Raw genomic sequence first — 26,876 nt, 5'->3', positions numbered from 1 at the left:
CCCCACCGGCCGATCGGACGGACGGCGGCACCGCCGCCTTCCCCGACCAGGGAGACCCGAGTTGACCGACGGCGTCACCACGGACCGGACCCCCGACGCGGAGCCCGGCGACCACGCGGCCGCCCGGCTGCGCCTGCTCGCCGAGGAGGCGCCCGGAGCGCCGCGCCGCGCGGCACTCGCCCGGCTCACCGACCACTGGCTCGCCGGGCTGCTCGGCACGGCGCCCGGCGTCGCCCTGGTGGCCGTCGGCGGCTACGGCCGCGGCGAACTCTCCCCCCGCAGCGACCTGGACGTCCTGCTGCTCCACGACGGCACCGGGAGCCCGGAGGCGCTCGCCGCCGTCGCCGACCGTGTCTGGTACCCGGTCTGGGACCAGGGTCTGGCCCTGGACCACTCGGTCCGCACCCCGGAACAGGCCCGGAAGACCGCCGGCGAGGACCTCAGGGCCCACCTCGGGCTGCTCGACGCCCGGCACATCGCGGGCGACGCGGCGCTGACCGCGGCGCTGCGCGGCACGGTCCTCGCCGACTGGCGCGCCCAGGCCCCCCGCCGCCTCCCGGAGCTGCGCGAACTCTGCCAGGAGCGGGCCCGGCGGCACGGCGAACTGCCCTTCCTGCTGGAACCGGACCTGAAGGAGGCGCACGGCGGCCTCCGGGACGCCACCGCCCTGCGCGCCGTCGCCGCCTCCTGGCTGGCCGACGCCCCGCGCGACGGACTGGAGGAGGCCCGCCGCCGGCTGCTGGACACCCGGGACGCCCTCCACCTCGCCACCGGGCGCGCCACCGACCGGCTCGCCCTGCAGGAACAGGACCAGGTCGCCCGGGAACTCGGCCTGCTCGACGCCGACACCCTGCTGCGCGAGGTCTACGAATCGGCCCGGACCGTCGCCTACGCCGGCGACGTCACCTGGCGCGAGGTCGGCCGGGTGCTGCGGGCCCGCACCGCCCGGCCGCGGCTGCGCGGCCTGCTGGGGGCCTCCCGCCCGCGCCCCTTCGGCGGGCGCGGGGCCGGCGGCGGCCCGGACGCCGGGGCCGGGCGCCGTCCGCTCGCCGACGGCGTGGTGGAACAGGACGGCGAGGTGGTGGTGGCCCGGACCGCCCGCCCCGAACGGGACCCGGTACTGGCGCTGCGCGCCGCGGCCGCGGCCGCCCAGGCCGGGCTGCCGCTGTCCCGGCACGCGGTCCGGCAGTTCGCCGCCGCCGCGGCGGTGCGCCCGCTGCCCGTCCCCTGGCCGCCGGAGGCCCGGGACCAGCTGGTGACCCTGCTCGGCGCCGGCGAATCCACCGTCCCGGTGTGGGAGGCGCTGGAGGCCGAGGGGCTGATCACCCGGCTGCTGCCGGACTGGGAGCGGGTCCGCTGCCGCCCGCAGCGCAACCCGGTCCACCGCTGGACCGTCGACCGGCACCTGGTGGAGACGGCGGTGCGGGCCGCCGCGCTCACCCGCCGGGTCAGCCGCCCCGACCTGCTGCTGGTCGCCGCCCTGCTGCACGACATCGGCAAGGGCCGGCCCGGGGACCACTCGGTGGCCGGCGAGACCATCGCCCGCGACCTCGCCGCGCGGATCGGATTCGACCGCGCCGACGTCGCCGTGCTGGCCACCCTGGTCCGCCACCACCTGCTGCTCGTGGAGACCGCCACCCGCCGCGACCTGGACGACCCGGCGACCGTGCGGTCGGTGGCCGCGGCCGTCGGCACCACCGCCACCCTGGAACTGCTGCACGCGCTCACCGAGGCCGACGCGCTCGCCACCGGCCCCGCCGCCTGGAGCAGCTGGCGCGGCTCGCTCGTCGCCGACCTCGTGGCACGGGTCGCCGCCCAGCTCGCCGGGGACCCCGGGCCGGAACGGGCCGCGCGCGGGGCGCCGACCGCCGAACAGGAACGGCTCGCGGTCGAGGCATGGCGCACCGGCGGACCCGTGCTGGCGCTGCACGCCCAGGCCGAACCGCCGGTGGGCGGGGACGGGCCGGAGCGGCACCCGGAGGAGCCCGAGCCGATCGGCGTCGAACTCCTCATCGCCGTCCCCGACCAGCCGGGCGTCCTGGCCGCCGCGGCCGGCGTGCTCGCCCTGCACCGGCTGACCGTACGCGCCGCCGACCTGCACGCCGTGGAACCACCCCGGGAGATCGCCGCCTCCGGCCGGCCGGGCGGGGTGCTGCTGCTCGACTGGCGGGTCGCCGCCGAGTACGGCTCGCTGCCGCAGGCCGCCCGGCTCCGCGAGGACCTGCTGCGCGCCCTGGACGGCTCGCTCGACATAGCGGCCCGGCTCGCCGAACGGGAGGCGGCGTACGCGAAGTACCCGCGCCGCCGGGGCGTGCACGCGCCGCCACCGCGGGTCACCGTCGCCCCCGGCGGCTCCCAGCTCGCCACCGTCATCGAGGTGCGCGCCCAGGACGCCCCGGGGCTGCTGCACCGGATCGGCGCCGCGCTGGAGGCGGCGGGCGTGGCGGTGCGCAGCGCGCACGTCAGCACGCTGGGCGCGAACGCGGTCGACGCCTTCTACGTCACACGCGGGGACGGGGCCCGGCTGACCGGCGCGGAGGCCGCCGCCGTGGCCAGGACGACCGAGGACGCCTTGCGGTGACGCATTCCCCGCGCGGCCCGATACCCTTGGAGGCCGACCACCGACCCGACATCCGACCGAAGGATTCGCGACCACCGTGTTCGATACCCTCTCCGACCGCCTCGCAGCGACATTCAAGAACCTCCGGGGCAAGGGCCGCCTGTCCGAGGCGGACATCGACGCCACGGCACGCGAGATCCGCATCGCCCTGCTCGAGGCGGACGTGGCGCTGCCGGTCGTCCGGGCGTTCATCAAGCAGGTCAAGGAACGGGCGGCCGGCGCCGAGGTCTCCCAGGCCCTGAACCCGGCCCAGCAGGTCATCAAGATCGTCAACGAGGAGCTGATCGGCATCCTCGGCGGCGAGACCCGCCGGCTCCGCTTCGCCAAGCAGCCGCCGACCGTAATCATGCTCGCGGGTCTGCAGGGTGCCGGTAAGACCACGCTCGCCGGAAAGCTGGGCCGCTGGCTGAAGGGGCAGGGGCACAGCCCGCTGCTGGTCGCCTGTGACCTCCAGCGCCCCAACGCCGTCAACCAGCTGGCCGTGGTCGCCGAGCGGGCCGGGGTCGCGGTCTACGCCCCCGAGCCGGGCAACGGCGTCGGCGACCCGGTGCAGGTCGCCAAGGACTCGATCGAGCACGCCAGGACCAAGGTCCACGACATCGTCATCGTCGACACCGCGGGCCGCCTCGGCATCGACCAGGAGCTGATGCAGCAGGCCGCGGACATCCGCGACGCGGTCCGCCCGGACGAGGTCCTCTTCGTCGTCGACGCCATGATCGGCCAGGACGCGGTGAACACCGCCGAGGCGTTCCGCGACGGCGTCGGCTTCGACGGCGTGGTGCTCTCCAAGCTCGACGGCGACGCTCGCGGTGGCGCCGCGCTGTCGATCGCGCACGTCACCGGCCGCCAGATCATGTTCGCCTCCAACGGCGAGAAGCTGGACGACTTCGACGCGTTCCACCCGGACCGCATGGCGTCCCGCATCCTGGGCATGGGCGACATGCTCAGCCTGATCGAGAAGGCCGAGCAGACCTTCAGCCAGGCCGAGGCCGAGAAGATGGCGGCCAAGCTGGCGAAGGGCCCCAAGGAGTTCACCCTCGACGACTTCCTGGCCCAGATGGAGCAGGTCCGGAAGATGGGCTCGATCTCCAAGCTGCTCGGGATGCTGCCCGGCATGGGGCAGATCAAGGAGCAGATCAACAACCTCGACGAGCGCGACGTCGACCGCACCGCCGCGATCATCAAGTCGATGACGCCCGGCGAGCGGCAGGACCCGACCATCATCAACGGCTCCCGCCGCGCCCGTATCGCCAAGGGCTCCGGCGTGGACGTCAGCGCGGTGAAGAACCTCGTGGAGCGCTTCTTCGAGGCCCGCAAGATGATGTCGCGAATGGCCCAGGGCGGCGGCATGCCGGGGATGCCGGGCATGCCGGGCATGGGCGGTGGCGGTGCCAAGCGCAAGGGCAAGCAGCAGAAGAAGGTCAAGGGCAAGCAGCGCTCCGGCAACCCGCTGAAGCGGGCGCAGCAGGAGCAGGAGGCGGCCCAGCGCAAGGCCGCGGCCCAGGGCGGCGCCTTCGGGCTGCCCGGCGCGGGCCAGGACCCGGGCTCCTTCGAACTGCCGCAGGAGTTCAAGGACATCCTGCCCCCGAAGTGACCGAGGGGCGGTGACGGCGGGCGGCGCGCGGAAGGCGCGCCGCCCGCCGCTGTCCTTTACCGGCGCCCGGGCGCGCCGCTCACACCCGCGCGATGAGGTACCGCAGGACGTTCGGCATCCAGACGGTGCCGTCCGGCCGGCGGTGCGGGTGCAGCGCCTCGGCCACCTCCTTGCGCACCTGCGCCGTGTCGGTGGCCCGTTCCGCGGCGTCGAACCAGCCGGTCGACAACAGGCCGCGCACCGCGCTCTCCTGGTCGGCGTAGCCGAACGGGCAGGCCACCCGGCCGGAGCCGTCCGGCCGCAGCCCCGCCCGCTCGGCCAGCAGCTCCAGGTCGTCCCGGCCGCTCGGACGCCAGCGGGCGGGCGCGCACATCGGGTCGGCCAGCCGCGCCGCCACCCGCAGCACCGACGCGGTGGCGCACCGCTCCGGCGGACCCCAGCCCGCCAGCACCACGGCGCCGCCGGTCACGGTGAGGGCCCGCGCCCGGCGCAGCCGGTCCGCCGAGGACGGCGCGGCCGGGCGGCCGGCGCCGGGGACCCCGGGCAGCTCGAAGTCGGTCACCACGGTGAACGGCGCGCCGTGCGGGTCGCGCACTCCGGCGGGCGCCGCGGCGGACAGCCGCACCGCGGGTCCGCCGCCGGGGCCGTGCCCCGCCCCGCGGCGCGCGAGCCGGTCACGCGCGAGCGCGAGCCGCCGCTCGTCCGGGTCGGTCCCGGCCACCCGGGCACCGCGGGCGGCGGCCATCAGCAGCGCCAGCCCGGAACCGCAGCCCAGCCCGAGCAGATGCGTCCCGGGCCCGATACCGAGCCGTGCGTAGACCGCCTCGTACAGCGGTACCAGCATGCGTTCCTGGATCTCGGCCCAGTCGCGGACGCGGGCGCGCGGGTCGGTGGTGGGTGAGGGGATACGGTGCCGGTTGTTCCGCTGGACGAGCGTGGGTGTCATCGATGCGCCCCAATCCGCCGATTTCGGTGCCGGTTCCACTTCCTTCCCCCGTGCCGGGCCGAGGGCCCGTAAGCCAGGGAACTGCGCATCACCCCCGGCGTCCAGAGGTCGCGCCGGAGCGGACCGCGCACCCGCCCGATTCACGGTTCCACGGCGCGCCGCCGTACGATCGGCGCCATGGCAAAGGCTCCCGTTCTCACCCCCCAGGCGGACGACTTCCCGCGCTGGTACCAGGATCTGATCACCAAGGCCGAGCTGGCCGACAACGGCCCGGTGCGCGGCACGATGGTCATCCGACCGTACGGCTACGGCCTGTGGGAGCGGATGCAGCAGGAGATGGACGCGCGGATCAAGGCGGCGGGCGCGGCGAACGCGTACTTCCCGCTGTTCATCCCGCAGTCCTACCTGACCCGGGAGGCGGAGCACGTCGAGGGCTTCGCCCCGGAGCTGGCGGTGGTCACGCACGGCGGCGGCAAGGAGCTGGAGGAGCCGGTCGTGGTCCGGCCCACCTCCGAGACCATCATCAACGAGTACTTCTCCAAGTGGGTGCAGAGCTACCGCGACCTGCCCCTGCTGATCAACCAGTGGGCGAACGTGGTCCGCTGGGAGATGCGCCCCCGGGTCTTCCTGCGCACCAGCGAGTTCCTCTGGCAGGAGGGCCACACCGCGCACGCCGGTTACGAGGAGGCACGCGACTACGCCGCCCGCATCCACCGGGACGTCTACGCCGATTTCATGGTCAACGTGCTCGGCATCGACGTGGTCCTGGGCCGCAAGACGGCCAAGGAGCGCTTCGCGGGCGCCATCAACACGCTCACCCTCGAAGGGATGATGGGCGACGGCAAGGCGCTGCAGATGGGCACCAGCCACGAGCTGGGCCAGAACTTCGCCCGCGCGTTCAACACCCAGTACCTGTCCAAGGACGGCCGGCAGGAGCTGGTCTGGCAGACCTCCTGGGGCGTCTCCACCCGGATGGTCGGCGGCCTGATCATGTCCCACGGTGACGACAACGGGCTGCGGGTGCCGCCGCGGCTGGCCCATGTGCAGGCCGTGGTGCTCGCCATCAAGGGCGACGACGCGGTGGTCGCCAAGGTGCGGGAGATCGGCGCGGCCCTGGCCGCCGCCGGGATCCGGGTGCAGGTCGACGACCGGACCGACACCCCGTTCGGCCGCCGGGCGGTGGACTGGGAGCTCAAGGGCGTACCGGTGCGGATCGAGGTGGGGCCGCGCGACCTGGAGGCCGGTACCGCGATGGTCGCCCGCCGGATCCCCGGCGGCAAGGAGCCGGTGCACATCGACGCGCTGGCCGAGCTGCTGCCGAAGTTCCTGGAAGAGGACCAGGCGCTGCTGCTCCGGCAGTCGCGGGAGCGCCGGGAGGCCCGCACCACCGACGTGCGGACCATCGGCGAGGCGGGCGAGGCGGCCAACGCCGGTGGCTGGGCCCGTATCCCGTGGGCCGACCTCGGCCCGGAGGGCGAGGCCAAGCTGGCCGAGCAGGCGGTGTCGGTGCGGTGTCTGGTCGCCGCGGACGGGTCGGTTCCGGACGCCGACGACGCGCCCGGTAACGTCGCCATCGTGGCCCGCGCCTACTGACGCACCGGTCCGCCGGAGGGCCCGCGCCGGGAGGCGCGGGTCCGGCTTCCCCGGCACCCTACGGACCGGTAGATGCCGTCTTGGCGGGGGCTGGGGCTTGCATCCGCAGATCTGCGTACCCGCCCTCGTCAGGACGCATCAGCGTTAACTGACTGGTAAGTGCAAAATATTTGAGATGGCCCGGAATCGGAACGCAAAGCGCTCCTGGGTCGTTGTCACGACGTGAGCACGACACCACCTGTTCTCGCCGCGGAGCTGGCACAGGCGTGGGCCGATATTCAACGGCACCACTCCGAGCTGCCGGATCTCGCCGCGCCCGAATCCCTGATCGGTGAGTCCTCCTCCGCCTGCGGATCGGAGCTCTCCTTCGAAAGGCTGCTGCACGAGGCGGTCCACGGCATCGCGGCCGCTCGCGGTGTCCGCGACACCTCTCGCGCCGGCCGCTACCACAACCGCCGGTTCCTGGCGATCGCCGAGGAGCTGGGCCTGGACCACGTCGAGGAGCCGCACCCCAGCAGCGGTTTCTCCCTGGTCACGCTCAGCGCCGAGGCGAGAAAGCGGTACCGGCCGACGATCGAACGGCTCCAGCGCGCACTCAAGGCACACTCGGTCGCCACCACCGCGGACACCGCCCGCACCTTCCGGGGCCCGGCCGCACGGCACGGCTCCTCGGGCGGCGGGGTGCGGGTGAAGGCGGTGTGCGAGTGCGGGCGGAACGTACGGGTCGTGCCGTCGGTCCTCGCCCAGGCGCCGATCATGTGCGGAGGATGCGGAAAGCCGTTCCGCATCCCGGAGGCCGCACGCGCCGCCTGAGTCCTGACACCACCGCCGAATCCTGACAACCGCCGCTGAGCCTGCGGCAGCCCGGTACGGGTTGCGGGCTGCCGCAGGCTCCGCGGCCAGGTTCCCGGGAGTTCACCGCCGGCCGCCGATCGCGGCCGCAGCCGGCGGTTCGCGCGCGCCGTCCCGCCCGGAACGCGGCCGCGCCAGGTCCGTCTCCGGCATGCCCGCGCACGGCCCCGTCGTCCGCCCCGCTCCGCCGCGCTGCGCCCCGTCCCCGCTCCGTTCCGTCCCGCCGTGCTCCGTCCCGCTTTCCGTTCCGTGCTCCGTCCGGCGCTGCTCCGTCCCGCCCCGTCCCGCCCCGCGCTGCTCCGTCCCGCCGGGCCCAGCCCCGCCGCACCTCCGGCCGAGGCGCACGGCGTACGGGGGCGCCGACCCGGTGTGGCACAATGGTCAGCTGTACTCGACAGCCGAACAGGACCCCTCTCTCCTCCGGCTGACGCGTCCATCGGGCACTCGGGTACCGCAACCCCACGTGGCATCCCGCCCGTGCCCACCCACGTCAAGACCAGGAGACACCACTTCCGTGGCAGTCAAGATCAAGCTGAAGCGTCTGGGCAAGATCCGTTCGCCTCACTACCGCATCGTCATCGCCGACTCCCGCACCCGCCGTGACGGCCGGGCCATCGAGGAGATCGGCCTGTACCACCCGGTGCAGAACCCCTCGCGCATCGAGGTGGACTCCGAGCGCGCCCAGTACTGGCTGGGTGTCGGCGCGCAGCCGACCGAGCCGGTTCTCGCCATCCTGAAGCTCACCGGCGACTGGCAGAAGTTCAAGGGTCTGCCGGCCCCGGCGCCGCTGAAGGTCGCCGAGCCGAAGGCCGACAAGCGTGCCCTCTTCGAGGCCGCGGCCAAGGACGCCGGCGACGAGCCGAAGGGTGAGGCGATCACCCAGAAGGCGAAGAAGTCGGAGAAGAAGGCGGACGAGGCGGCCGAGGCCACCGAGTCCACCGAGTCGACCGAGGCCTGAGGATGCTCGAGGAGGCCCTCGAGCACCTGGTGAAGGGCATCGTCGACAACCCCGACGAGGTGCAGGTCGCCTCGCGCGACCTGCGGCGCGGCAGGGTGCTGGAGGTCCGGGTCCACCCCGACGACCTCGGCAAGGTGATCGGCCGTAACGGCCGCACCGCCCGAGCGCTGCGCACCGTCGTGGGCGCCATCGGCGGCCGCGGTATCCGCGTCGACCTCGTCGACGTGGACCAGGTTCGCTGAAGAGCGAGAGATAGAGCACCGGCACGGGCCGGGGAGGGCTGGTGTCCCTCCCCGGCCCGTGTGCTGACAAGGAACGGGAAGACAGTGCAGCTGGTAGTCGCCCGGATCGGCCGGGCCCACGGCATCAAGGGCGAGGTCACCGTCGAGGTGCGCACCGACGAGCCGGAACAGCGGCTCGCGCCGGGCGCGGTCCTCGCCACCGACCCTCCGTCGGCCGGACCGCTGACCATCGAGACCGGCCGGGTGCACAGCGGCCGGCTGCTGCTGCGCTTCGCCGGCGTGCCGGACCGCACCGCCGCCGAGGCGCTGCGGAACGTCCTGCTCATCGCCGAGGTCGACCCCGAGGAGGTCCCCGAGGACCCCGAGGAGTTCTACGACCACCAGCTGATCGACCTCGACGTCGTGACGACCGACGGCACCGAGCTCGGCCGCATCGCCGAGATCGCCCACCTCCCGTACCAGGACCTGCTGGTCGTCAGGCGGCCCGACGGGCAGGAGGTCATGGTGCCGTTCGTCTCCGAGATCGTTCCGGAGATCGACCTGGAGGCGCAGCGCGCGGTCGTCGCCCCGCCGCCGGGGCTGTTCGACGAGAGCCAGGCGGAGATCGCCGGCGCCCGGGACGCCGGGGAACCGCGGACCGGCGACCGGGACGAGTCCTGATGGAGCAGGGCCGCATGCGGGTGGACGTGGTGACGATCTTCCCCGAGTACCTGGAGCCGCTCAACGTCTCGCTGGTCGGCAAGGCGCGCGCCCGCGGCCAGCTCGACGTGCGGGTGCACGACCTGCGGCAGTGGACGCACGACCGGCACAACACCGTCGACGACACCCCGTACGGCGGCGGCCCCGGCATGGTCATGAAGCCCGGGCCCTGGGGCGAGGCGCTGGACGAGATCATCGCCTCCGGCCCGCGGGACGAGCCCGCCGACCCGGCCGCGCGGCCGGTGCTGGTGGTACCCACGCCGAGCGGTGTGCCCTTCACCCAGAGGCACGCCGTCGAACTCGCCGCCCGGCCGTGGCTGATCTTCGCGCCCGCCCGCTACGAGGGCATCGACCGCCGGGTGATCGAGGAGTACGGCGAGCACCTCGACGTGTACGAGGTCTCCATCGGCGACTACGTGCTGGCCGGCGGCGAGGCCGCGGTGCTGGTGATCACCGAGGCGGTCGCCCGGCTGCTGCCCGGCGTGCTGGGCAATGCCGAGTCGCACCGCGACGACTCGTTCGCCCCCGGAGCCATGGCCGATCTGCTGGAGGGGCCGGTCTACACCAAGCCGCCCGAGTGGCGCGGCCGGGGCATCCCCGAGGTGCTGGTCAGCGGACACCACGGCCGGATCGCCCGGTGGCGGCGGGACGAGGCGTTCCGGCGCACCGCCCGCAACCGGCCGGACCTGATCGAGCGGTGCGACCCGGCCGCGCTCGACAAGCACGACCGCGCGCTGCTCGCCGAGCTCGGCTGGCAGGAGCGGCCGGACGGCCGATTTGGGCGCCCGGCCGGGGTCGTGGAAGAATAGGCCGCTGCTGTACGTCCGGCGTGCGCCCCTGCCACAGGGGGAGACGACGTCCGCCCGGCGAAGCGGCATCCGAACATCTCCTTACGACATACCGCTGATGACCTGTGGCATCAGCGAGGAAAGCAGACACTCATGTCTCACCTGCTCGACAACGTCGACGCCGCGTCGCTGCGCAGCGACGTCCCGGCCTTCCGCCCCGGCGACACGGTCAACGTCCACGTCCGCGTCATCGAGGGCAACCGCTCCCGTGTGCAGCAGTTCAAGGGCGTCGTGATCCGCCGCCAGGGCTCGGGCGTCCGCGAGACCTTCACGGTCCGCAAGGTCAGCTTCAGCGTCGGCGTCGAGCGCACCTTCCCGGTGCACACCCCGATCGTCGAGAAGATCGAGGTCGTCACCCGCGGTGACGTGCGCCGTGCGAAGCTGTACTACCTCCGTGAGCTGCGCGGCAAGGCCGCGAAGATCAAGGAGAAGCGCGAGAACTGAGCTGCTTCCCGCGCCGTGGGCCGGGCCGGATAGGCTCACAGGCCCATGGACACCGAGGCAGAGCTCAGCGAGCTTGACGAGCGCGACCGCTCCCCGCGACCCGACGAGGGTCCCGGGGAGCGGCCGCGCTCTTCGCGTTGGCGGCGCCGGCGGCCGTACGCGGTGGTCGCCGTGGTCTGCTGCACCGTGGTGATGCTGCTCAGCGCCTACGTCGTCCAGCCGTTCCAGATCCCCAGCGCGTCCATGGAGAACACTTTGCGCCCCGGGGACCGGGTGCTGGTGAACAAGCTGGCGTACCGTTTCGGGGATGAGCCGCGCCGCGGCGACGTGGTGGTGTTCGACGGCACGGGTTCCTTCGTCCAAGAGGCACCGTCGGAGAACCCGGTCACCGGGCTGCTGCGCGAGGCGGGGGCGGCTCTGGGGCTGGTCGAACCGGCCGGGACCGAGTACATCAAGCGTGTCGTGGGCATCGGCGGTGACCGGGTCACCTGCTGCGACGAGCGGGGGAGGATCGAGGTGAACGGCCGAGCGGTGGACGAGAGCTACCTGTACCCGGGGGACGCGCCCTCGCGGGTGCCGTTCGACGTCGTCGTGCCGGAGGGCAGGCTGTGGGTGATGGGGGACCACCGCAGCGACTCCCGGGACTCCCGGGACTTCCTCGGCGCCCCGGGCGGCGGCACCGTCCCGGTCGACAGGGTGATCGGCCGGGCCGACTGGATCGGCTGGCCGCTGGGCCGGCTGACCTCGGTGGACCGGCCGGCGGAGTTCGACCGGATCCCGGAGCCGGACGGCGGCCATGGGTAGCCGCGGGCGTCCCCGGCACGGACACCACCGGGCCGGTGAACCCGATCCGGCCGCGGACGGGGCCGAGGAGCCGGCGCAGCGGGCCACCGGCGGGCGGGCCGAGCGGCGCAAGGCGCTCAAACGCATCAAGCGCCGGCGGCGGCGTTCGGTCGTCAAGGAGATCCCGGTCCTGATAGGCGTGGCGCTGCTGATCGCGCTGGTCCTCAAGACCTTCCTGGTCCAGGCGTTCGTGATCCCCTCCGGCTCGATGGAGCAGACCATCAAGATCGGCGACCGGGTGCTGGTGGACAAGCTCACACCCTGGTTCGGGGCCAAGCCCGAGCGCGGGGACGTGGTGGTCTTCAAGGACCCCGGCGGCTGGCTGCCGGACGACGAGAAGCCGAAGAACGACGACATGGTCGGGGTCAAGCAGGCCAAGCAGTTCCTCACCTTCATCGGGCTGCTGCCCTCCGCGGACGAGCAGGACCTGATCAAGCGGGTGGTCGCGATCGGCGGGGACACCGTCCGGTGCTGCGGCAAGGACGGCCGGGTCACGGTGAACGGCACCCCGCTCGACGAGCCGTACCTGCACCCGGGCAACGACCCCTCGAAGATCGAGTTCGAGGTGAAGGTCCCCCGGGGACGCATCTTCGTGATGGGCGACCACCGGGAGGACTCCGCGGACTCCCGCTACCACCTGGACGAGGAGGGCAAGGGCACCATTCCGGAAGACCTGGTGGTCGGCCGGGCGGTGGTGATCGCATGGCCGTTCGGCCACTGGCGCCGGCTGGAAGAGCCGGGAACTTATGCTTCGGTGCGGGACGCGCCGACGAGCAAGCCCCAGGCGGACGGCTCGGCGCATAGGCTTTCCCCCGTGGATCAGCAAGGATTGGTCCAGCTCCCGACCCCTGCGGAACTCCCGCTCGTTATGGGAGTGGTGGGCCTGCGTCGTTCCTGGCGCGGGCGGCAGAGCGGCGTGAGGAGTGGATGTGGGGGATTTGGCGGTCGGCGCACGATCCGGTCACGACGAATCCGAGGAACGGCCCAGGACGACGGGGGAGACGCCGGTGGACAAGGCGCCCGACCCCGAGCCGTCCGCGGCCGGGGCGGACGACCGGGCCCAGGCGCCGGGGGCCGAGACCCCCTCCGAGTCCCCGAGGGAAGCCGCGGCGCCCGGCTCCGGCGGCTCGTCCTCCGTGGAAGGCAGGGACGGCGACGGTGACGGTGCCGACGGCCCCGGCGAGGACGGCGACGGCAAGGGGCGGCCGAAGGGGAAACCGCGCTCCTTCTGGAAGGAACTGCCGCTGCTGATCGGCATCGCCCTGGTGCTGGCGCTGCTGATCAAGACGTTCCTGGTGCAGGCGTTCTCGATCCCGTCCAACTCCATGAACAACACGCTGCTCCGCGGCGACCGGGTGCTCGTCGACAAGCTCACGCCCTGGTTCGGCTCCGAACCCGAGCGCGGCGAGGTCGTCGTCTTCCACGACCCGGGCGGCTGGCTGAAGGAAGCCCCCGAGAGCGACTCCGGCCCGGTGATCGAGGGCATCCAGAAGGCGCTCAGCTTCATCGGGCTGATGCCGTCCGCCGAGGAGAAGGACCTGATCAAGCGGGTCATCGCGGTCGGCGGCGACACGGTGGAGTGCCAGAAGGGCGGCCCGGTCAAGGTCAACGGCAAGGCGCTGGACGAGCCCTACATCCAGTCCGGCGACACCCCCTGCGACGACCGGCCCTTCGGCCCGGTGAAGATCCCCGACGACCGGCTGTGGGTGATGGGCGACAACCGCGACGACTCGCTGGACTCGCGGTACCACCAGAACATCGAGCAGGGCACCGTCCCGGTGGACGAGGTCGTGGGACGGGCGATCGTCGTCGCCTGGCCGATCGACCGCTGGTCGACCCTCTCGGTGCCCGGCACGTTCGACCAGCCGGGGCTGAGCGCCGCGGCGGCGGTGGGCCCCTCGGCCCTCGGCCTGGCGGGCGCGCTGCCCATCGTGCTGTGGCGGCGCGCCAGGATGACCAGGAAGGCCACCGCGCGGCAGGAGAGCTGACGCGCCCGGTGACCGCCGGGTAGGGTGCGATTCCATGCCCCGGGGCATGGAATCGGATCTTCTACGCGAGACCTCCAACCGGGGAGATCCCCCACCGGGATCTCCCCGGGGACATCCCCTCGCGAGGCGGGAGCACGGCGATGAGCGGAGCGCGGCGTACGGACGACGGCCACGGCCGCACCGGCAGGAGACTGTCCGGAGTGGCCGTGGCCGTCGGCTGTGTGCTCTTCCTCGGCGGCTTCGCCTGGGCGGCCCTGCTCTACCGGCCGTACGCCGTCCCCAGCCATTCGATGGCGCCCACCATCGACCAGGGCACCCGGGTGCTGGCGGAGCGAATAGACGGCGACGAGGTCCGCCGCGGCGACGTCGTGGTGTTCAAGGACAAGGTCTGGGGAGACCTGCCGATGATCAAGCGGGTGGTCGGGGTGGACGGTGACACCGTGGCCTGCTGCGACCGGCAGGGGAAGCTGACGGTCAACGGCACGCCGATCGAGGAACCGTATCTGCCCGAGGGTGCCCCCGCCTCGCCCACCGAGTTCAGCGCCACCGTGCCGGCCGGCAAGCTCTTCCTCCTCGGCGACCACCGCAGCGACTCCCTGGACTCCCGGAAGCACCTCACCGACCAGGGCAACGGCGCGGTGTCCCGGGACGCGGTGAGCGCCCGGGTGGACGCCACCGCCTGGCCGCTCGGCGACCTGGGGATGCTGGACCGGGCCGGCGGCTTCGCCCAGCTGCCCGGCGGCACCTCCGAGCCCGGCCCGCTGCGCCCGCTCACCATCGCGGTGGTGGCCGGCGCGGTGCTCATCCTCGGCGGCGCGGCCTACGGGCCGATCGCCGGCCTCGCCGGGCGGCGGCGCGCCCGCCGGCCCGAGCGCCCGGCGGAGGAGGCCGTCCATGGCTGAGCCGGAACTCCGGAAGGTCGCCCGGGTGGTCCTGCTGGACCCCCGGGACCGGGTGCTGCTGCTGCACGGCCGCGAGCCGGCCGACCCGGCGTCCACCTGGTGGTTCACCCCGGGCGGCGGGCTGGAGGGCGAGGAGACCCGGGAGCAGGCGGCGCGCCGGGAGCTGGCCGAGGAGACCGGGATCACCGAGGTCGACCTGGGCCCGGTGCTGTGGCGCCGGATCTGCTCGTTCCCGTTCGCCGGCCGACGCTGGGATCAGGACGAGTGGTACTTCCTGGGGCGGACGCGACAAACGGTGACGCGCCCGGCGGGACTCACCGAACTGGAGCTGCGCAGTGTGACCGGTTCCCGCTGGTGGACATGGGAGGAACTGGCCGCCACTCATGAGACCGTGTACCCGACCAGGCTCGCCGCACTGCTGCGTACGCTGCTCGAGGACGGCCCACCGGTCACCCCGGTTGTCCTGGAGACCGAGCGTGTCTGACGCACAATGGGGGGACGCACGGCTGAAGGGGAACATGCCATGAGCGCCGAGGACCTCGAAAAGTACGAGACCGAGATGGAGCTGAAGCTCTACCGGGAGTACCGCGACGTCGTCGGGCTGTTCAAATACGTGATCGAGACCGAACGGCGCTTCTACCTGACCAACGACTACGAGATGCAGGTGCACTCGGTCCAGGGCGAGGTGTTCTTCGAGGTCTCCATGGCGGACGCCTGGGTGTGGGACATGTACCGGCCGGCCCGCTTCGTCAAGCAGGTGCGGGTGCTGACCTTCAAGGACGTCAACATCGAGGAGCTCAACAAGAGCGACCTCGACCTTCCGGGTGGCTGAGTTATCCACAACCGGGACGTTGTCCACGGATCACGACCAAGATCCACGGGCTCTGCCGGAAGGCGTCACAGTCGGTGCCGGAGGTGGTACCGATGCCGCAGTCTTCCCCGTCTTCCCGGTTCTTCCCGTCGTCCCGGTCGCCCCGGTCCTCGGCTCCCGTCGCGGCCCCGCCCGCCCGGTCCGCCGGGTTCTGCGAATCCGCGCCCGCACCCCGTGCGCGCACCGCGCGCCTGGCGCTGGGTCGGTACGGCGAGGGCCTGGCGGCCCGCAGGCTGACCCAGGCCGGCATGGTCGTCCTGGCGCGGAACTGGCGATGCCGCGCCGGTGAGATCGACATCCTCGCCAGGGACGGCGACGCGCTCGTCGTCTGCGAGGTGAAGACCCGCAGGGCCGGCCCCTTCGAGCACCCGATGGCCGCGGTGACGCCGCGGAAGACCGAGCGGCTGCGCAGACTCGCCGAACGCTGGCTGGAGCGGCAGGACGCGCCCCCGCCGGGCGGGGTCCGCATCGACGTGGTCGCCGTGGTGCTGCCCGCCCGCGGCGCCCCGATCGTGGAGCACGTGCGGGGGGTGGCGTGAATGGCCTTCGCCCGCACCTGCTCGGTGGCGCTGGTCGGCGTCGAAGGCGTGGTGGTCGAGGTCCAGGCCGACCTGGAACCGGGCGTCGCCGCCTTCACCCTGGTCGGACTGCCCGACAAGAGCCTGGTGGAGAGCCGTGACCGGGTCCGCGCCGCGGTCGTCAACTCCGGCGCCGAGTGGCCGCAGAAGAAGCTCACCGTCGGGCTCAGCCCGGCCTCCGTACCCAAGGGCGGCAGCGGCTTCGACCTGGCCGTGGCCTGCGCGGTACTCGGCGCTGCGGAGCGCATCGACCCGCGCGAACTGGCCCATCTGATGATGATCGGCGAACTGGGGCTGGACGGCCGGGTGCGTCCGGTGCGTGGGGTGCTGCCCGCGGTGCTGGCCGCCGCCGAAGCGGGGTACCGCCAGGTCGTGGTCCCGGAGCAGACCGCCGCCGAGGCGTCCCTGGTCCCCGGGGTGTCGGTGCTCGGCGTACGCAGCCTCCGGCAGCTCATCGCGGTGCTGACCGACGGTCCGGTGCCGGAGGAGGAGCCTCCGGAGGAAGGCCGCCCGGACGCCATGCTGGCCGGTCTCATGGTGCCCGGAACCGGCGCGGGCACCGGGCTACCGGCCCTCTCCGGGCCCTCGGCACGGCAGCCGGACATGGCCGAGGTCGCCGGGCAGCGCGCCGCCCGGACGGCGCTGGAAGTGGCCGCGGCCGGCGGCCACCACCTGCTGTTCATGGGACCGCCCGGGGCCGGGAAGACCATGCTCGCCGAGCGCCTCCCGGGGCTGCTGCCCCCGCTCACCCAGAAGGAGGCGCTGGAGGTCACCGCGGTGCACTCGGTGGCCGGGGTGCTCCCGCCGGGCAAGCCGCTGATCGACACCCCGCCGTACTGCGCCCCCCACCACTCGGCCACCATGGCCGCGCTCGTCGGGGGAGGCAACGGGCTGCCGAGACCCGGCGCGGTCTCCCTGGCACACCGCGGCGTGCTGTTCCTGGACGAGGCTCCCGAGTTCGGCGGGCGGGCGCTGGACGCGCTGCGCCAGCCGCTGGAATCGGGACACGTCCTGGTCGCCAGGTCCGCCGGGATGATGCGGATGCCCGCGCGTTTCCTCCTCCTGCTGGCCGCCAACCCGTGTCCCTGCGGCCGGCACGCCCGGCCGGGCGAGGGCTGCGACTGCACCCCCATGGCCGTCCGCCGCTACCAGGGACGGCTCTCCGGGCCGCTGCTGGACCGGATCGACCTCCGGGTCCAGGTCTCTCCGGTGACCCGGACGGAGCTGACCGCGCCGACCGCCGGCGCGGAGAGCACCGCGGCGGTCGCGGCCCGGGTCCGGGAGGCACGGGACCGAGCCCGGAGCAGGTTCGCGGGCACCCCCTGGGCCACCAACGGCGAGGTGCCCGGGCACGAGCTGCGCACCCGCTGGCACGCGGAGCCGGGAGCGCTCTGCCAGGCGGAACGGGACCTGGAGTGCGGACTGCTCACGGCCCGCGGCCTGGACCGGGTGCTGCGGGTCGCCTGGACCGTCGCCGACCTCGCCGGACACGACCGGCCCACCACGGACGACGTGGCCCGGGCCCTGCAACTGCGCACCGGGGTCGTCCGCGGCAGGCCGGCCGGGGTGGGGGAGCGGTGAGCCCGCACCGGCCTGACCCGCGGCCGCCGGCCGGCCCGCGGGCCGCCCCGGGACCCGGCGCGCGGCCCGCCCCGGGCGCCGCCGGACCGCCCCCGGCGCCGGAGCCACCAGTCGGCCCGGCGCCGTGGCCGGTGCCGGCTCCGGACTCCGGCGCGGATCCCGCCGCGGGCCCGGTGCCGGACCTCGCCGCCGCACCCGCACCGGCCGGCGACGCGGCCTTGCGGGGAGCCGGGGAAGCTGGGGGAGCCGGGGGAGCCGAAGGGGGCGGGGTGAGCCCGGAGGAGCGGATGGCACGGGCCGCGCTCACCCGGCTCGTGGAACCGGGCGACGCGGTCGTGGGCCGCTGGCTGCGCGGGCTGGGGCCGGTGCGACTGCACCGGGCCCTGACCGGGGCGGCCGCGCCCCCGCCCGGGGCCTCCACCGAGCGGCTGGCCGGCTGCGCGCTCCGGGCCGAGCGGCTGGACCCCGCCGCCGACCTGGCCGCCGTCGCACGCCTCGGCGGGCGGTTCGTCTGCCCGGGCGACCTGGACTGGCCCCGGCAGCTGGACGACCTGGAGGACGGCCGGCCGATCGGGCTGTGGGTCAGGGGGACGGCGTCGCTGCGGCTGTGGGCGCTGCGCTCGGTCGCCCTGGTGGGAGCCCGGGCCTGTACGGACTACGGCACCCACATGGCCTCCACACTCGCGGCCGGTCTCGCCGAGCGGGGCTGGGTCGTGGTCTCCGGCGCCGCGCACGGGGTGGACGCCGCGGCCCACCGCGGCGCCCTGGCCGCCGGGGGCGCGACCATCGCGGTGCTCGCCTCCGGTGTCGACACCCCCTATCCGCGCGCGCACAGCGCGCTGATCCAGCGCATGGCGGAGCAGGGACTGGTGGTCACGGAGCTGCCGCCCGGCAGCCATCCGACCCGCTTCCGCTTCGTGCTGCGGAACAGGGTCATCGCCGCGCTGACCCGGGGCACGGTCGTGGTGGAGGCGCAGTACCGCAGCGGATCGCTGGTCACCGCCCGTCGGGCGATGGCGCTGGGGCGGGCCACCATGGGGGTGCCGGGGCCGGCGACCAGCGCGCTCTCCGCCGGGGTGCACGAACTGCTGCGGGGCGAGGGCGTCCTGGTGACCGATGCGGCGGAAGTGGCCGAAATGATCGGTGGGATCGGGGAGCTCGCACCGGCGCGCCGGGGACCGCTCGTCGCACGTGACGCGCTCCCTCCCGTGACGGCACGCGTGCTGGACGCGTTGTCGGCACAGGGCGGCAGCGAAGCGCGGGAGGTGGCCCGGGACGCCGGTACCAGCCGCGACGAGGCACTGCGGCGACTCCATGAGCTGCTCGCCCTGGGTTTCGTCGAACGGGCTGGCGAATCCTGGCGGTTGGCGTCCGGGGACGGCAGGAACGGTGTCATACGGCGAGGCGATCCATAGATTTGGAGCAATCGGGTGAAAGGGTTGAGATGATGACGGAAACCTCGCATCACCGAACGTTCATGTCTCGCTCGCCGCGACGCCTGCGTCACACGGTGTCGGCCAGGCGGCCCACCGGGGCGTGCCCGCTCGTCCGTCCCTCATACCTCACAGCAGAACGGCTCAAGGCGACGAATGCCCCAGCACACCTCCGGGTCTGACCGCACGGCAGTGACTGCCGGCGCCGAGGGCGGCACCGTGCGCCCCGCCGCCCCCTCCTCCCTCGACGAGCTGTGGCGGTCGTACAAGACCACGGGTGACGAGCGGCTGCGGGAGCAGCTGATCCTGCACTACTCGCCCCTGGTCAAGTACGTCGCGGGCCGGGTCAGCGTCGGGCTGCCGTCCAACGTGGAGCAGGCGGACTTCGTGTCGTCCGGGGTGTTCGGGCTCATCGACGCCATCGAGAAGTTCGAGCCGGAACGAGCCGTCAAGTTCGAGACCTACGCCATCACCCGGATCCGCGGGGCCATGATCGACGAGCTGCGGGCCCTGGACTGGATCCCCCGGTCGGTCCGGCAGAAGGCCCGCGAGGTGGAGCGTGCGTACGCCACCTTGGAGGCGGCGCTGCGCCGCACCCCCACGGAGACGGAGGTGGCCGCCGAGATGAACATCGCCCTGGAGGAACTGCACGGCGTTTTCAGCCAGTTGTCGCTGGCGAACGTGGTCGCCCTGGAGGAGCTGCTGCACGTCGGTGGTGAGAGCGGCGAGCGGCTGAGCCTCATGGACACCCTGGAGGACACCGCCGCCGACAACCCGGTGGAGGTGGCCGAGGACCGTGAGCTGCGCAGGCTGCTCGCCCGGGCGATCAACACCCTCCCTGACCGGGAGAAGACGGTCGTCACCCTCTATTACTACGAGGGCCTCACCCTCGCGGAGATCGGGCACGTCCTGGGGGTCACCGAGAGCCGGGTGAGCCAGATCCACACCAAGTCGGTGCTCCAGCTCCGGGCGAAACTCGCCGACGCCGGACGCTGAATCGTCCCTCCGGCATCGCTTTCCCCGCGGCCCCTTTCGTACAGTGGGCGTGTGCCCAGGATTCGAGCGGCCTCAGTGGCCGAGCACCGGACGATGCAGCGCGGCGCCCTGCTGGACGCCGCCCGATCCCTGCTGTCCGAGGGTGGTACGGAGGCGCTGACCTTCCCCGCCCTCGCCGAGCGGACCGGTCTCGCACGATCCTCCGTCTACGAGTACTTCCGCTCCCGGGCGGCGGTGGTCGAGGAGCTGTGCGCCGTCGACTTCCCGGTCTGGGCCGCCGAGGTGGAGGCCGCCATGGAGCGGGCCGACACGCCGGAGGGGAAGATCGAGGCGTATGTGCGACAGCAGCTCGCCCTCGTCGGCGACCGGCGCCACCGCGCCGTGGTGGCGATCTCCGCGGGGGAGCTGGACGCCGGGGCCCGGGAGAAGATCCGGGCGGCGCACGGCGGCCTGATCGCCATGGTCGTCGAGGCGCTCGGCCACCTGGGTCACCAGCAGCCGCGACTGGCCGCCATGCTGCTCCAGGGCGTGGTGGACGCCGCGGTGCGCCGTATCGAACTGGGCGCCGCGGAGGACCCGCAGCACATCACCGAGGCGGCGGTCGCCATGGCGCTGCGCGGCGTGCGCGGCTGACCGGCCACCGGCGGGGGCCGGGCGCTCACCGCCCGCCGGCCGCCGGCAGCGGGACGCCGAAGACCGGCAGCAGCCGGGAGGCTCCCGACCGGAGCATCCACGGCGGCAGCAGGGTCAGTGGATCGAGGTAGCGGTCCGCGCGCCGCAGCCCCCAGTGCAGACACCCGCCCGCACAGTGGGAGGGCCCCGCCGCCAGCACGCCCACCACCTGCCCGGCGGACACCTCGTCCCCTTCCCCGACCGAGGCCCGCACCGGTTCGTAGGTGGTCCGCAGCGGCGGGGAGCCGGTCCCGGCGAGTTCGATCGAGATCACCCCGCGCCCGGCCACCGGCCCGGCGAACACCACCCGCCCGGCCGCCGCGGCGTGGACCGGCTGCCCCGGGCGGCCGGCCAGATCCACGCCGCGATGCCCCGCCGCCCAGGGGTGCGGCGGTGGTTCCCAGCCGCGGACCACCACCGGCCGCGCCGCCCCCGCCGCGCCGGTGACCGGCCAGGCCCGGGCGCCAGGGTCCGAGCCCGGTCGTGCGCGTCCTCCGGGGCTCCCGCCCGGCCCGGCCCGCCCGCCACCGACCACCGCCCGGCTGCCCCGTCCCGGGTCCGCGTCCGGCTGTCCGGGGTCACCGTCCGGCTGCCCCCGTCCCCCGGGGCCGCCGCCCGGGGCCCCGCCCGGCCCGGCCCGCCCGTCACCGATCTCCCGGCTCCGCCCGGACGGGTCCGCGCCGGGGCGTGCCCGTTCTTCCGGGTCCGCGCCGGGGCGTGCCCGTTTTTCCAGGTTCGTGCCGGAGCGTGCTCGTTCTCGGGGGTACGCGCCGGAGCGTGCCCGCTCACGTGCCGCGCCGGCGCCCGGCCGAGCCGGGCCCGCCCGCTCCGCCGGGTTCCTCGCCGCCGGGACGCCGCCGGGGCCGGTGCCCGCCCCGGCCGTGGCGATTCGGACCGGCCCCGGCGCGGCGGTGTCAGCGGTGCCGGCCGGTCCGCGGGGCGCTCCCGGGCCGGCCAGGGCGGCCGGTGCGATCAGCGCGAGCGGCAGTGCGATCAGCGCGAGCAGGGGTGCGGTGAGAAGCAGGAGCGGCAGTGTGCGCGCGCGGCGGGGTGCCGCCGCCGGTGCGGCGCGTCCCCGGCTCCGGGGGGTGCGTCCCCGGCCCGGTGGGGTGAGGGGCCGGGGCGGGTCCGGTCGGTAGGGTCCTTGCGTACGGTGGCATCGCATGAGCTGATGGTGACGCACGGTGACGACACGCGGAGATCTTGTCCGGGATCTGTGGACTACTCCCGGGTTGTGGACATCGCCGTCACCCGGCGCCGCACGGGTCCCGTACACTTCTTATGGCGATCCGGGTCACCGGGTCGACTTCGCACGCCCCGTCACCGTTGCGTCAGCCCGTTCAGGCAGCGCGGTGGCCGTGTCCCTCGGTCCTCGGAAGGTCCCTCATCAGGCTTCCCGTGGCAGACGCGCAGGGGCGTCAGGCGCGGCGGCCGCCCGGCCACCGCGGAACCGAGTACCTCAAGGAGTACGGCCATGGCCGTCGTCACGATGCGGGAGCTGCTGGAGAGCGGCGTCCACTTCGGGCACCAGACCCGCCGCTGGAACCCGAAGATGAAGCGCTTCATCTTCACCGAGCGCAACGGCATCTACATCATCGACCTGCTCCAGTCGCTGTCGTACATCGACCGCGCCTACGAGTTCGTCAAGGAGACCGTCGCGCACGGCGGCTCCATCATGTTCGTCGGCACCAAGAAGCAGGCCCAGGAGGCCATCGCCGAGCAGGCGACCCGCGTCGGGATGCCGTACGTCAACCAGCGCTGGCTGGGCGGCATGCTCACCAACTTCTCGACCGTCTACAAGCGCCTGCAGCGCCTGAAGGAGCTCGAGCAGATCGACTTCGAGGACGTGGCCGCCTCCGGCCTCACCAAGAAGGAGCTCCTGGTCCTCTCGCGCGAGAAGGCCAAGCTGGAGAAGACCCTCGGCGGTATCCGCGAGATGCAGAAGGTGCCCAGCGCCGTCTGGATCGTGGACACCAAGAAGGAGCACATCGCGGTCGGCGAGGCCCGTAAGCTCCGCATCCCGGTCGTCGCGATCCTCGACACCAACTGCGACCCGGACGAGGTCGACTACAAGATCCCGGGCAACGACGACGCCATCCGCTCCGTCACCCTGCTCACCCGTGTGATCGCCGACGCCGTCGCCGAGGGCCTCATCGCCCGCTCCGGCGTCGCCGCCGAGGGCAAGGGCGAGAAGGCCGCCGGCGAGCCGCTGGCCGAGTGGGAGCGCGACCTCCTCGAGGGTGAGAAGAAGGCCGACGAGCCCGCCGCCGAGGCCGAGAAGCCGGCCGAGGCCGCCGCTGAGGCGCCCGCCGCCGAGGCCGCCGCTGACGCGCCCGCCGCCGAGGCCGCTGCTGAGGCGCCCGCCGCCGAGGCCGAGCAGGGCTGACGCCCCCCAACCTCGCGGTGCCGACGGCGGGGGCCGGTGCCCCCGCCGTCGACCCGTAGAGCATCGACTTTCGAGACGTTCGATACTCCGAGAAGAGATTTCACAGACCATGGCGAACTTCACCGCCGCTGACGTCAAGAAGCTCCGCGAGCTCACCGGCGCCGGCATGATGGACTGCAAGAAGGCGCTGGACGAGGCCGAGGGCAACGTCGACAAGGCCGTCGAGCTGCTGCGCATCAAGGGCCAGAAGGGTGTGGCCAAGCGCGAGAGCCGCACCGCCGAGAACGGTGCCGTCGTCTCCCTGATCGCCGACGACAACACCTCCGGCGTGCTGCTGGAGCTGAAGTGCGAGACCGACTTCGTCGCCAAGGGTGACAAGTTCGTCGCCGTCGCCGAGGCCCTGGCCGCGCACGCCGCCAAGACCGCCCCGGCCGACCTGGAGGCGCTGCTCGCCTCCGAGATCGAGGCCGGCAAGACCGTCCAGGCGTACGTGGACGAGGCCAACGCCACCCTGGGCGAGAAGATCGTCCTGGACCGGTTCGCGCAGTTCTCCGGCGGCTACGTCGCCGCGTACATGCACCGCACCAGCCCGGACCTGCCGCCGCAGGTCGGTGTCCTGGTCGAGCTGGACAAGGAGAACGCCGAGGTCGCCAAGGACGTCGCGCAGCACATCGCCGCCTTCGCGCCGAAGTTCCTCTCCCGTGAGGACATCCCGGCCGAGGTCATCGAGAACGAGCGCCGCGTCGCCGAGGCCACCGCGAAGGAGGAGGGCAAGCCGGAGGCCGCCCTGCCGAAGATCGTCGAGGGTCGCGTCAACGGGTTCTTCAAGGAGAACACGCTGCTGGCGCAGCCGTTCGCCAAGGACAACAAGAAGACCGTCGAGAAGGTGCTGGCCGAGGCCGGCGTCTCGCTGAAGCGTTTCGCGCGCATCCGCGTCGGCGCCTGAGGCCAGCCGCCTTCAGCCCGCCAGGGCAGCGAGTGGCGTGCGGCCCCGCTAGGGTCGTAAACGCATAGCCGTCGACCGGTCGGCCGCAGATGTGACGAGGAGGCCATTGCCGCAGAGGTCAAAGACCCATCCGGCAGTGGCCTTCTTCGTATGTGCACGAGGAGATCTCCAATGAATCAGGGTGCGGACGCCAAACGAGCCGCCGACGACAAGACCGCCGACGGAGCCAAGTCCCGCAGGTTCCTGTTGAAGCTGTCCGGAGAGGCGTTCGCCGGTGGCGGCGGACTCGGCGTCGACCCCGACGTCGTGCACGCCATCGCCCGCGAGGTCGCGGCAGTCGTCCGGGACGGCGCCGAGATCGCCATCGTCATCGGCGGCGGCAACTTCTTCCGCGGCGCCGAGCTGCAGCAGCGCGGCATGGACCGGGCCCGCTCGGACTACATGGGCATGCTGGGCACCGTCATGAACTGCCTCGCCCTCCAGGACTTCCTGGAGAAGGAAGGCATCGACTCCCGCGTGCAGACCGCCATCACCATGGGCCAGGTCGCGGAGCCCTACATCCCGCTGCGGGCCGTACGCCACCTGGAGAAGGGCCGCGTCGTCATCTTCGGCGCCGGTATGGGCATGCCCTACTTCTCCACCGACACCACCGCCGCCCAGCGCGCCCTGGAGATCGACGCCGAGGCGCTGCTGATGGGCAAGAACGGCGTGGACGGTGTCTACGACTCCGACCCCAAGGCCAACCCGGACGCGGTGAAGTTCGACGCCCTGGGGTACGGCGAGGTGATCGCCCGGGACCTGAAGGTCGCCGACGCCACCGCCATCACCCTCTGCCGGGACAACAAGCTGCCGATCCTGGTCTTCGAACTGCTCGCCGAGGGCAATATCGCGCGTGCGGTGAAGGGTGAGAAGATCGGCACGCTCGTGAGCGATCAGGGCACCCGGGGCTGAGCCCCCGCTACACCGCCCGCCGGAGAGCTCGTTACGGGGATGGACAACGGCCTGCCGGTCGGACACCGTGCAGGAGAAGACGCACGCAGGGGCGAGGCTCTGCTTACGGATAACACCAGGAGCAAGTGGTGATCGAAGAGATCCTCCTCGAGGCCGAGGAGAAGATGGAGAAGGCCGTTGTGGTCGCCAAGGAGGACTTCGCCGCGATCCGCACCGGGCGTGCGCACCCGGCGATGTTCAACAAGATCGTGGCGGACTACTACGGTGCGATGACGCCGATCAATCAGCTGGCGTCCTTCTCGGTGCCGGAACCGCGGATGGCCGTGGTGACCCCGTTCGACAAGAGCGCGCTGCGCAACATCGAGCAGGCGATCCGTGACTCGGACCTGGGCGTCAACCCGACCAACGACGGCAGCATCATCCGCGTGGTCTTCCCGGAGCTGACCGAGCAGCGCCGCAAGGAGTTCATCAAGGTCGCCAAGGGCAAGGGCGAGGACGCGAAGATCTCGATCCGCAGCGTCCGCCGCAAGGCCAAGGAGTCGATCGACAAGCTCGTGAAGGACGGCGAGGTCGGCGAGGACGAGGGCCGCCGCGCCGAGAAGGAGCTCGACGACACCACCGCGAAGTACGTGGCGCAGGTGGACGAGCTGCTCAAGCACAAGGAAGCCGAGCTGCTCGAAGTCTGATGAACGAGCCATCCTGGGGGGCCCCGCCACGCGCCGGACACCGGGGCCCGACCGACCAGGCGCCTCCCCTCGGGCACCTGCACCGGACACCGTCCGGCAGGTACTCCCAGGAGGTGCCGCCCGTCTCGGCGGGTCCCGTGCACACGGTGGGCGAAGCGGCGCAGACTCGGCCCATGCCCACCGTTCCCGACGCAGGCGGACACCAGGACGACCGTGACCGGGGGGCCGCTCGGCCGAGCGGCCCCGCGGACCGCGGCGGCCGGGAGCCGGCCCACCGGCAGCACCCCGACGGGCCCGCCGCCGGGCACCGGCCGGGTCCGGACCCCGCCGGCCCACCGCCCGCGGCCGCCGCGCCCGCTCCGGCGAAGAAGAGCGCGGGCCGCGACCTGCGCGCCGCGATAGGGGTCGGCGTCGGACTCGGCGCCGTCATCGTCGCGTCGCTCTTCGTCTACAAGACGGTGTTCCTCGGCGTCATAGCGGTGGCCGTGGTGGTCGGCCTGTGGGAGCTGACCTCGCGGCTCGCGGAGCGCAAGGAGATCAGCGTCCCGCTCGTCCCGCTCGCCGTCGGCGGCGTCGCCATGGTGGTGGCCGGCTATGTGCGGGGCGCGGAGGGCGCCTGGGTGGCCGTGGCGCTCACCGCGCTGGCGGTACTCGTCTGGCGGATGACCGAACCGCCGGAGAACTACCTCCGCGATGTGACCGCGGCCGTCTTCACCGCCTTCTACGTGCCGTTCCTCGCCACCTTCGTGGCCCTGATGCTCGCCGCCGACGACGGGCCGCAGCGGGTGCTCACCTTCCTGCTGCTGACCGTGGTCAGCGACACCGGGGCGTACGCCGTCGGCTGGCGCTTCGGCAAGCACAAGCTCGCGCCGCGCATCAGTCCCGGCAAGACCCGGGAGGGACTGCTGGGCGCGGTGGCCTTCGCCATGGTCGCGGGCGCGCTGTGCATGCAGTACGCCATCGACGGCGGGGTCTGGTGGCAGGGCCTGGTGCTCGGGCTCGCGGTCGCGGTCAGCGCCACCCTCGGCGACCTGGGCGAGTCCATGATCAAGCGCGACCTCGGCATCAAGGACATGGGCAAGCTGCTGCCCGGCCACGGCGGGATCATGGACCGGCTGGACTCCCTGCTGCCGACCGCACCGGTGGTCTGGCTGCTGCTGGTGATCTTCGTCGGGCAGGGGTGAATCGCGCCGGTACCCTGGAAGGGCCCGCCTCCGTCAGGTGGCGGGCCCTTTCCACGCCCCGCC

At 73.2% G+C, this 26,876-nt stretch carries 26 protein-coding genes and 1 pseudogene; 25 read left to right on the top strand and 2 right to left on the bottom strand.

The features are described 5' to 3' along the window. The first annotated feature begins 61 nt into the window (after positions 1-61). Together ACH4B3_RS00490 and ffh are read left to right on the top strand one after the other, a co-directional pair. On the top strand, positions 62-2,581 hold the full coding sequence (locus ACH4B3_RS00490) for a [protein-PII] uridylyltransferase (RefSeq protein ID WP_398460497.1): 2,520 nt from the start codon (positions 62-64) through the stop codon (positions 2,579-2,581). Between the two features lie 76 nt (positions 2,582-2,657). Next, positions 2,658-4,214 (top strand): signal recognition particle protein, encoded by a 1,557-nt coding sequence (gene ffh / locus ACH4B3_RS00485; protein WP_398460496.1) that lies wholly within the window; start codon positions 2,658-2,660, stop codon positions 4,212-4,214. Between the two features lie 79 nt (positions 4,215-4,293). On the opposite strand, the gene ACH4B3_RS00480 is transcribed toward ffh, so the two are convergent. Further along, positions 4,294-5,160 carry a methyltransferase domain-containing protein gene (locus tag ACH4B3_RS00480; protein ID WP_398460495.1) on the bottom strand — a complete coding sequence of 289 codons (867 nt, stop codon included), beginning with the start codon at positions 5,158-5,160 and terminating at the stop codon, positions 4,294-4,296. A gap of 177 nt (positions 5,161-5,337) precedes the next feature. Between ACH4B3_RS00480 and proS the strand changes: the two genes are divergently transcribed. The 18 genes and pseudogenes from proS to ACH4B3_RS00390 all read left to right on the top strand — a co-directional run bounded on the left by proS (position 5,338) and on the right by ACH4B3_RS00390 (position 20,621). Beyond that, positions 5,338-6,753: a proline--tRNA ligase gene (gene proS / locus ACH4B3_RS00475; protein ID WP_398460494.1), complete on the top strand. Its 1,416-nt coding sequence runs from the start codon at positions 5,338-5,340 to the stop codon at positions 6,751-6,753. Positions 6,754-6,975: 222 nt separating this feature from the next. Beyond that, positions 6,976-7,566, top strand: coding sequence for a hypothetical protein (locus ACH4B3_RS00470; protein ID WP_398460493.1), 591 nt, complete (start codon positions 6,976-6,978; stop codon positions 7,564-7,566). Positions 7,567-8,119: 553 nt separating this feature from the next. Continuing rightward, a complete protein-coding gene (gene rpsP / locus ACH4B3_RS00465; protein WP_398460492.1) occupies positions 8,120-8,563 on the top strand; it encodes a 30S ribosomal protein S16 in 444 nt (147 codons plus the stop codon). Positions 8,564-8,565: 2 nt separating this feature from the next. After that, positions 8,566-8,805, top strand: a complete 240-nt coding sequence (locus tag ACH4B3_RS00460) for an RNA-binding protein (protein ID WP_362211881.1) — start codon at positions 8,566-8,568, stop codon at positions 8,803-8,805. Between the two features lie 84 nt (positions 8,806-8,889). Then, entirely contained in the window at positions 8,890-9,465 is a 576-nt protein-coding gene (rimM, locus tag ACH4B3_RS00455; protein WP_398460491.1) for a ribosome maturation factor RimM, read from the top strand. 14 nt (positions 9,466-9,479) lie between these two features. After that, complete coding sequence (gene trmD / locus ACH4B3_RS00450; protein ID WP_398461536.1) at positions 9,480-10,313, top strand: tRNA (guanosine(37)-N1)-methyltransferase TrmD; 834 nt, start codon at positions 9,480-9,482, stop codon at positions 10,311-10,313. 132 nt (positions 10,314-10,445) lie between these two features. After that, the gene (rplS, locus tag ACH4B3_RS00445) at positions 10,446-10,796 is read left to right on the top strand and encodes a 50S ribosomal protein L19 (protein ID WP_398460490.1); all 351 of its coding nucleotides are present in this window, start codon (positions 10,446-10,448) and stop codon (positions 10,794-10,796) included. A gap of 45 nt (positions 10,797-10,841) precedes the next feature. Beyond that, positions 10,842-11,600 (top strand): signal peptidase I, encoded by a 759-nt coding sequence (gene lepB, locus ACH4B3_RS00440; protein WP_398460489.1) that lies wholly within the window; start codon positions 10,842-10,844, stop codon positions 11,598-11,600. Continuing rightward, positions 11,593-12,801, top strand: coding sequence for a signal peptidase I (lepB, locus tag ACH4B3_RS00435; protein ID WP_398460488.1), 1,209 nt, complete (start codon positions 11,593-11,595; stop codon positions 12,799-12,801). Before lepB (ACH4B3_RS00440) ends, lepB (ACH4B3_RS00435) begins: the two co-directional genes overlap by 8 nt. Then, a complete protein-coding gene (lepB, locus tag ACH4B3_RS00430) occupies positions 12,776-13,627 on the top strand; it encodes a signal peptidase I (protein ID WP_398460487.1) in 852 nt (283 codons plus the stop codon). Before lepB (ACH4B3_RS00435) ends, lepB (ACH4B3_RS00430) begins: the two co-directional genes overlap by 26 nt. 140 nt (positions 13,628-13,767) lie before the next feature. Continuing rightward, positions 13,768-14,529 carry a signal peptidase I gene (lepB, locus tag ACH4B3_RS00425; RefSeq protein ID WP_398460486.1) on the top strand — a complete coding sequence of 254 codons (762 nt, stop codon included), beginning with the start codon at positions 13,768-13,770 and terminating at the stop codon, positions 14,527-14,529. Beyond that, the gene (locus ACH4B3_RS00420) at positions 14,522-15,013 is read left to right on the top strand and encodes an NUDIX hydrolase (RefSeq protein ID WP_398460485.1); all 492 of its coding nucleotides are present in this window, start codon (positions 14,522-14,524) and stop codon (positions 15,011-15,013) included. Before lepB (ACH4B3_RS00425) ends, ACH4B3_RS00420 begins: the two co-directional genes overlap by 8 nt. A gap of 39 nt (positions 15,014-15,052) precedes the next feature. After that, complete coding sequence (locus tag ACH4B3_RS00415; protein ID WP_009714730.1) at positions 15,053-15,361, top strand: DUF2469 domain-containing protein; 309 nt, start codon at positions 15,053-15,055, stop codon at positions 15,359-15,361. Positions 15,362-15,585: 224 nt separating this feature from the next. Further along, positions 15,586-15,939, top strand: a pseudogene (locus ACH4B3_RS00410) (YraN family protein); the annotation flags it as partial. Further along, positions 15,940-17,559, top strand: coding sequence for a YifB family Mg chelatase-like AAA ATPase (locus ACH4B3_RS00405; RefSeq protein ID WP_398460484.1), 1,620 nt, complete (start codon positions 15,940-15,942; stop codon positions 17,557-17,559). Positions 17,560-17,846: 287 nt separating this feature from the next. After that, the gene (gene dprA, locus ACH4B3_RS00400) at positions 17,847-18,974 is read left to right on the top strand and encodes a DNA-processing protein DprA (RefSeq protein WP_398461535.1); all 1,128 of its coding nucleotides are present in this window, start codon (positions 17,847-17,849) and stop codon (positions 18,972-18,974) included. A gap of 174 nt (positions 18,975-19,148) precedes the next feature. Continuing rightward, positions 19,149-19,988 carry an RNA polymerase sigma factor WhiG gene (whiG, locus tag ACH4B3_RS00395; RefSeq protein WP_398460483.1) on the top strand — a complete coding sequence of 280 codons (840 nt, stop codon included), beginning with the start codon at positions 19,149-19,151 and terminating at the stop codon, positions 19,986-19,988. Between the two features lie 75 nt (positions 19,989-20,063). Further along, entirely contained in the window at positions 20,064-20,621 is a 558-nt protein-coding gene (locus ACH4B3_RS00390; protein WP_398461534.1) for a TetR/AcrR family transcriptional regulator, read from the top strand. Positions 20,622-20,646: 25 nt separating this feature from the next. On the opposite strand, the gene ACH4B3_RS00385 is transcribed toward ACH4B3_RS00390, so the two are convergent. After that, a complete protein-coding gene (locus ACH4B3_RS00385) occupies positions 20,647-21,021 on the bottom strand; it encodes a murein hydrolase activator EnvC family protein (protein ID WP_398460482.1) in 375 nt (124 codons plus the stop codon). A 1,113-nt stretch (positions 21,022-22,134) separates the two neighbouring features. Here ACH4B3_RS00385 and rpsB point away from each other — a divergent pair. The 5 genes from rpsB (at position 22,135) to ACH4B3_RS00360 (ending at position 26,813) form a co-directional block, all read left to right on the top strand. Beyond that, a complete protein-coding gene (gene rpsB, locus ACH4B3_RS00380; RefSeq protein WP_398460481.1) occupies positions 22,135-23,046 on the top strand; it encodes a 30S ribosomal protein S2 in 912 nt (303 codons plus the stop codon). Between the two features lie 109 nt (positions 23,047-23,155). Continuing rightward, positions 23,156-23,992: a translation elongation factor Ts gene (tsf, locus tag ACH4B3_RS00375; RefSeq protein ID WP_398460480.1), complete on the top strand. Its 837-nt coding sequence runs from the start codon at positions 23,156-23,158 to the stop codon at positions 23,990-23,992. Positions 23,993-24,163: 171 nt separating this feature from the next. Then, complete coding sequence (gene pyrH / locus ACH4B3_RS00370; RefSeq protein ID WP_398460479.1) at positions 24,164-24,943, top strand: UMP kinase; 780 nt, start codon at positions 24,164-24,166, stop codon at positions 24,941-24,943. 128 nt (positions 24,944-25,071) lie between these two features. Continuing rightward, on the top strand, positions 25,072-25,629 hold the full coding sequence (gene frr / locus ACH4B3_RS00365; RefSeq protein ID WP_398460478.1) for a ribosome recycling factor: 558 nt from the start codon (positions 25,072-25,074) through the stop codon (positions 25,627-25,629). Beyond that, positions 25,629-26,813: a phosphatidate cytidylyltransferase gene (locus ACH4B3_RS00360; RefSeq protein ID WP_398460477.1), complete on the top strand. Its 1,185-nt coding sequence runs from the start codon at positions 25,629-25,631 to the stop codon at positions 26,811-26,813. Before frr ends, ACH4B3_RS00360 begins: the two co-directional genes overlap by 1 nt. Positions 26,814-26,876 lie beyond the last annotated feature (63 nt).

It is taken from the genome of Streptomyces sp. NPDC018031 (assembly GCF_044327625.1).
Classification (GTDB): domain Bacteria; phylum Actinomycetota; class Actinomycetes; order Streptomycetales; family Streptomycetaceae; genus Streptomyces.
Note: the sequence above shows the minus strand (reverse complement) of the source record. Positions and strands in the feature narration are given on the sequence as shown.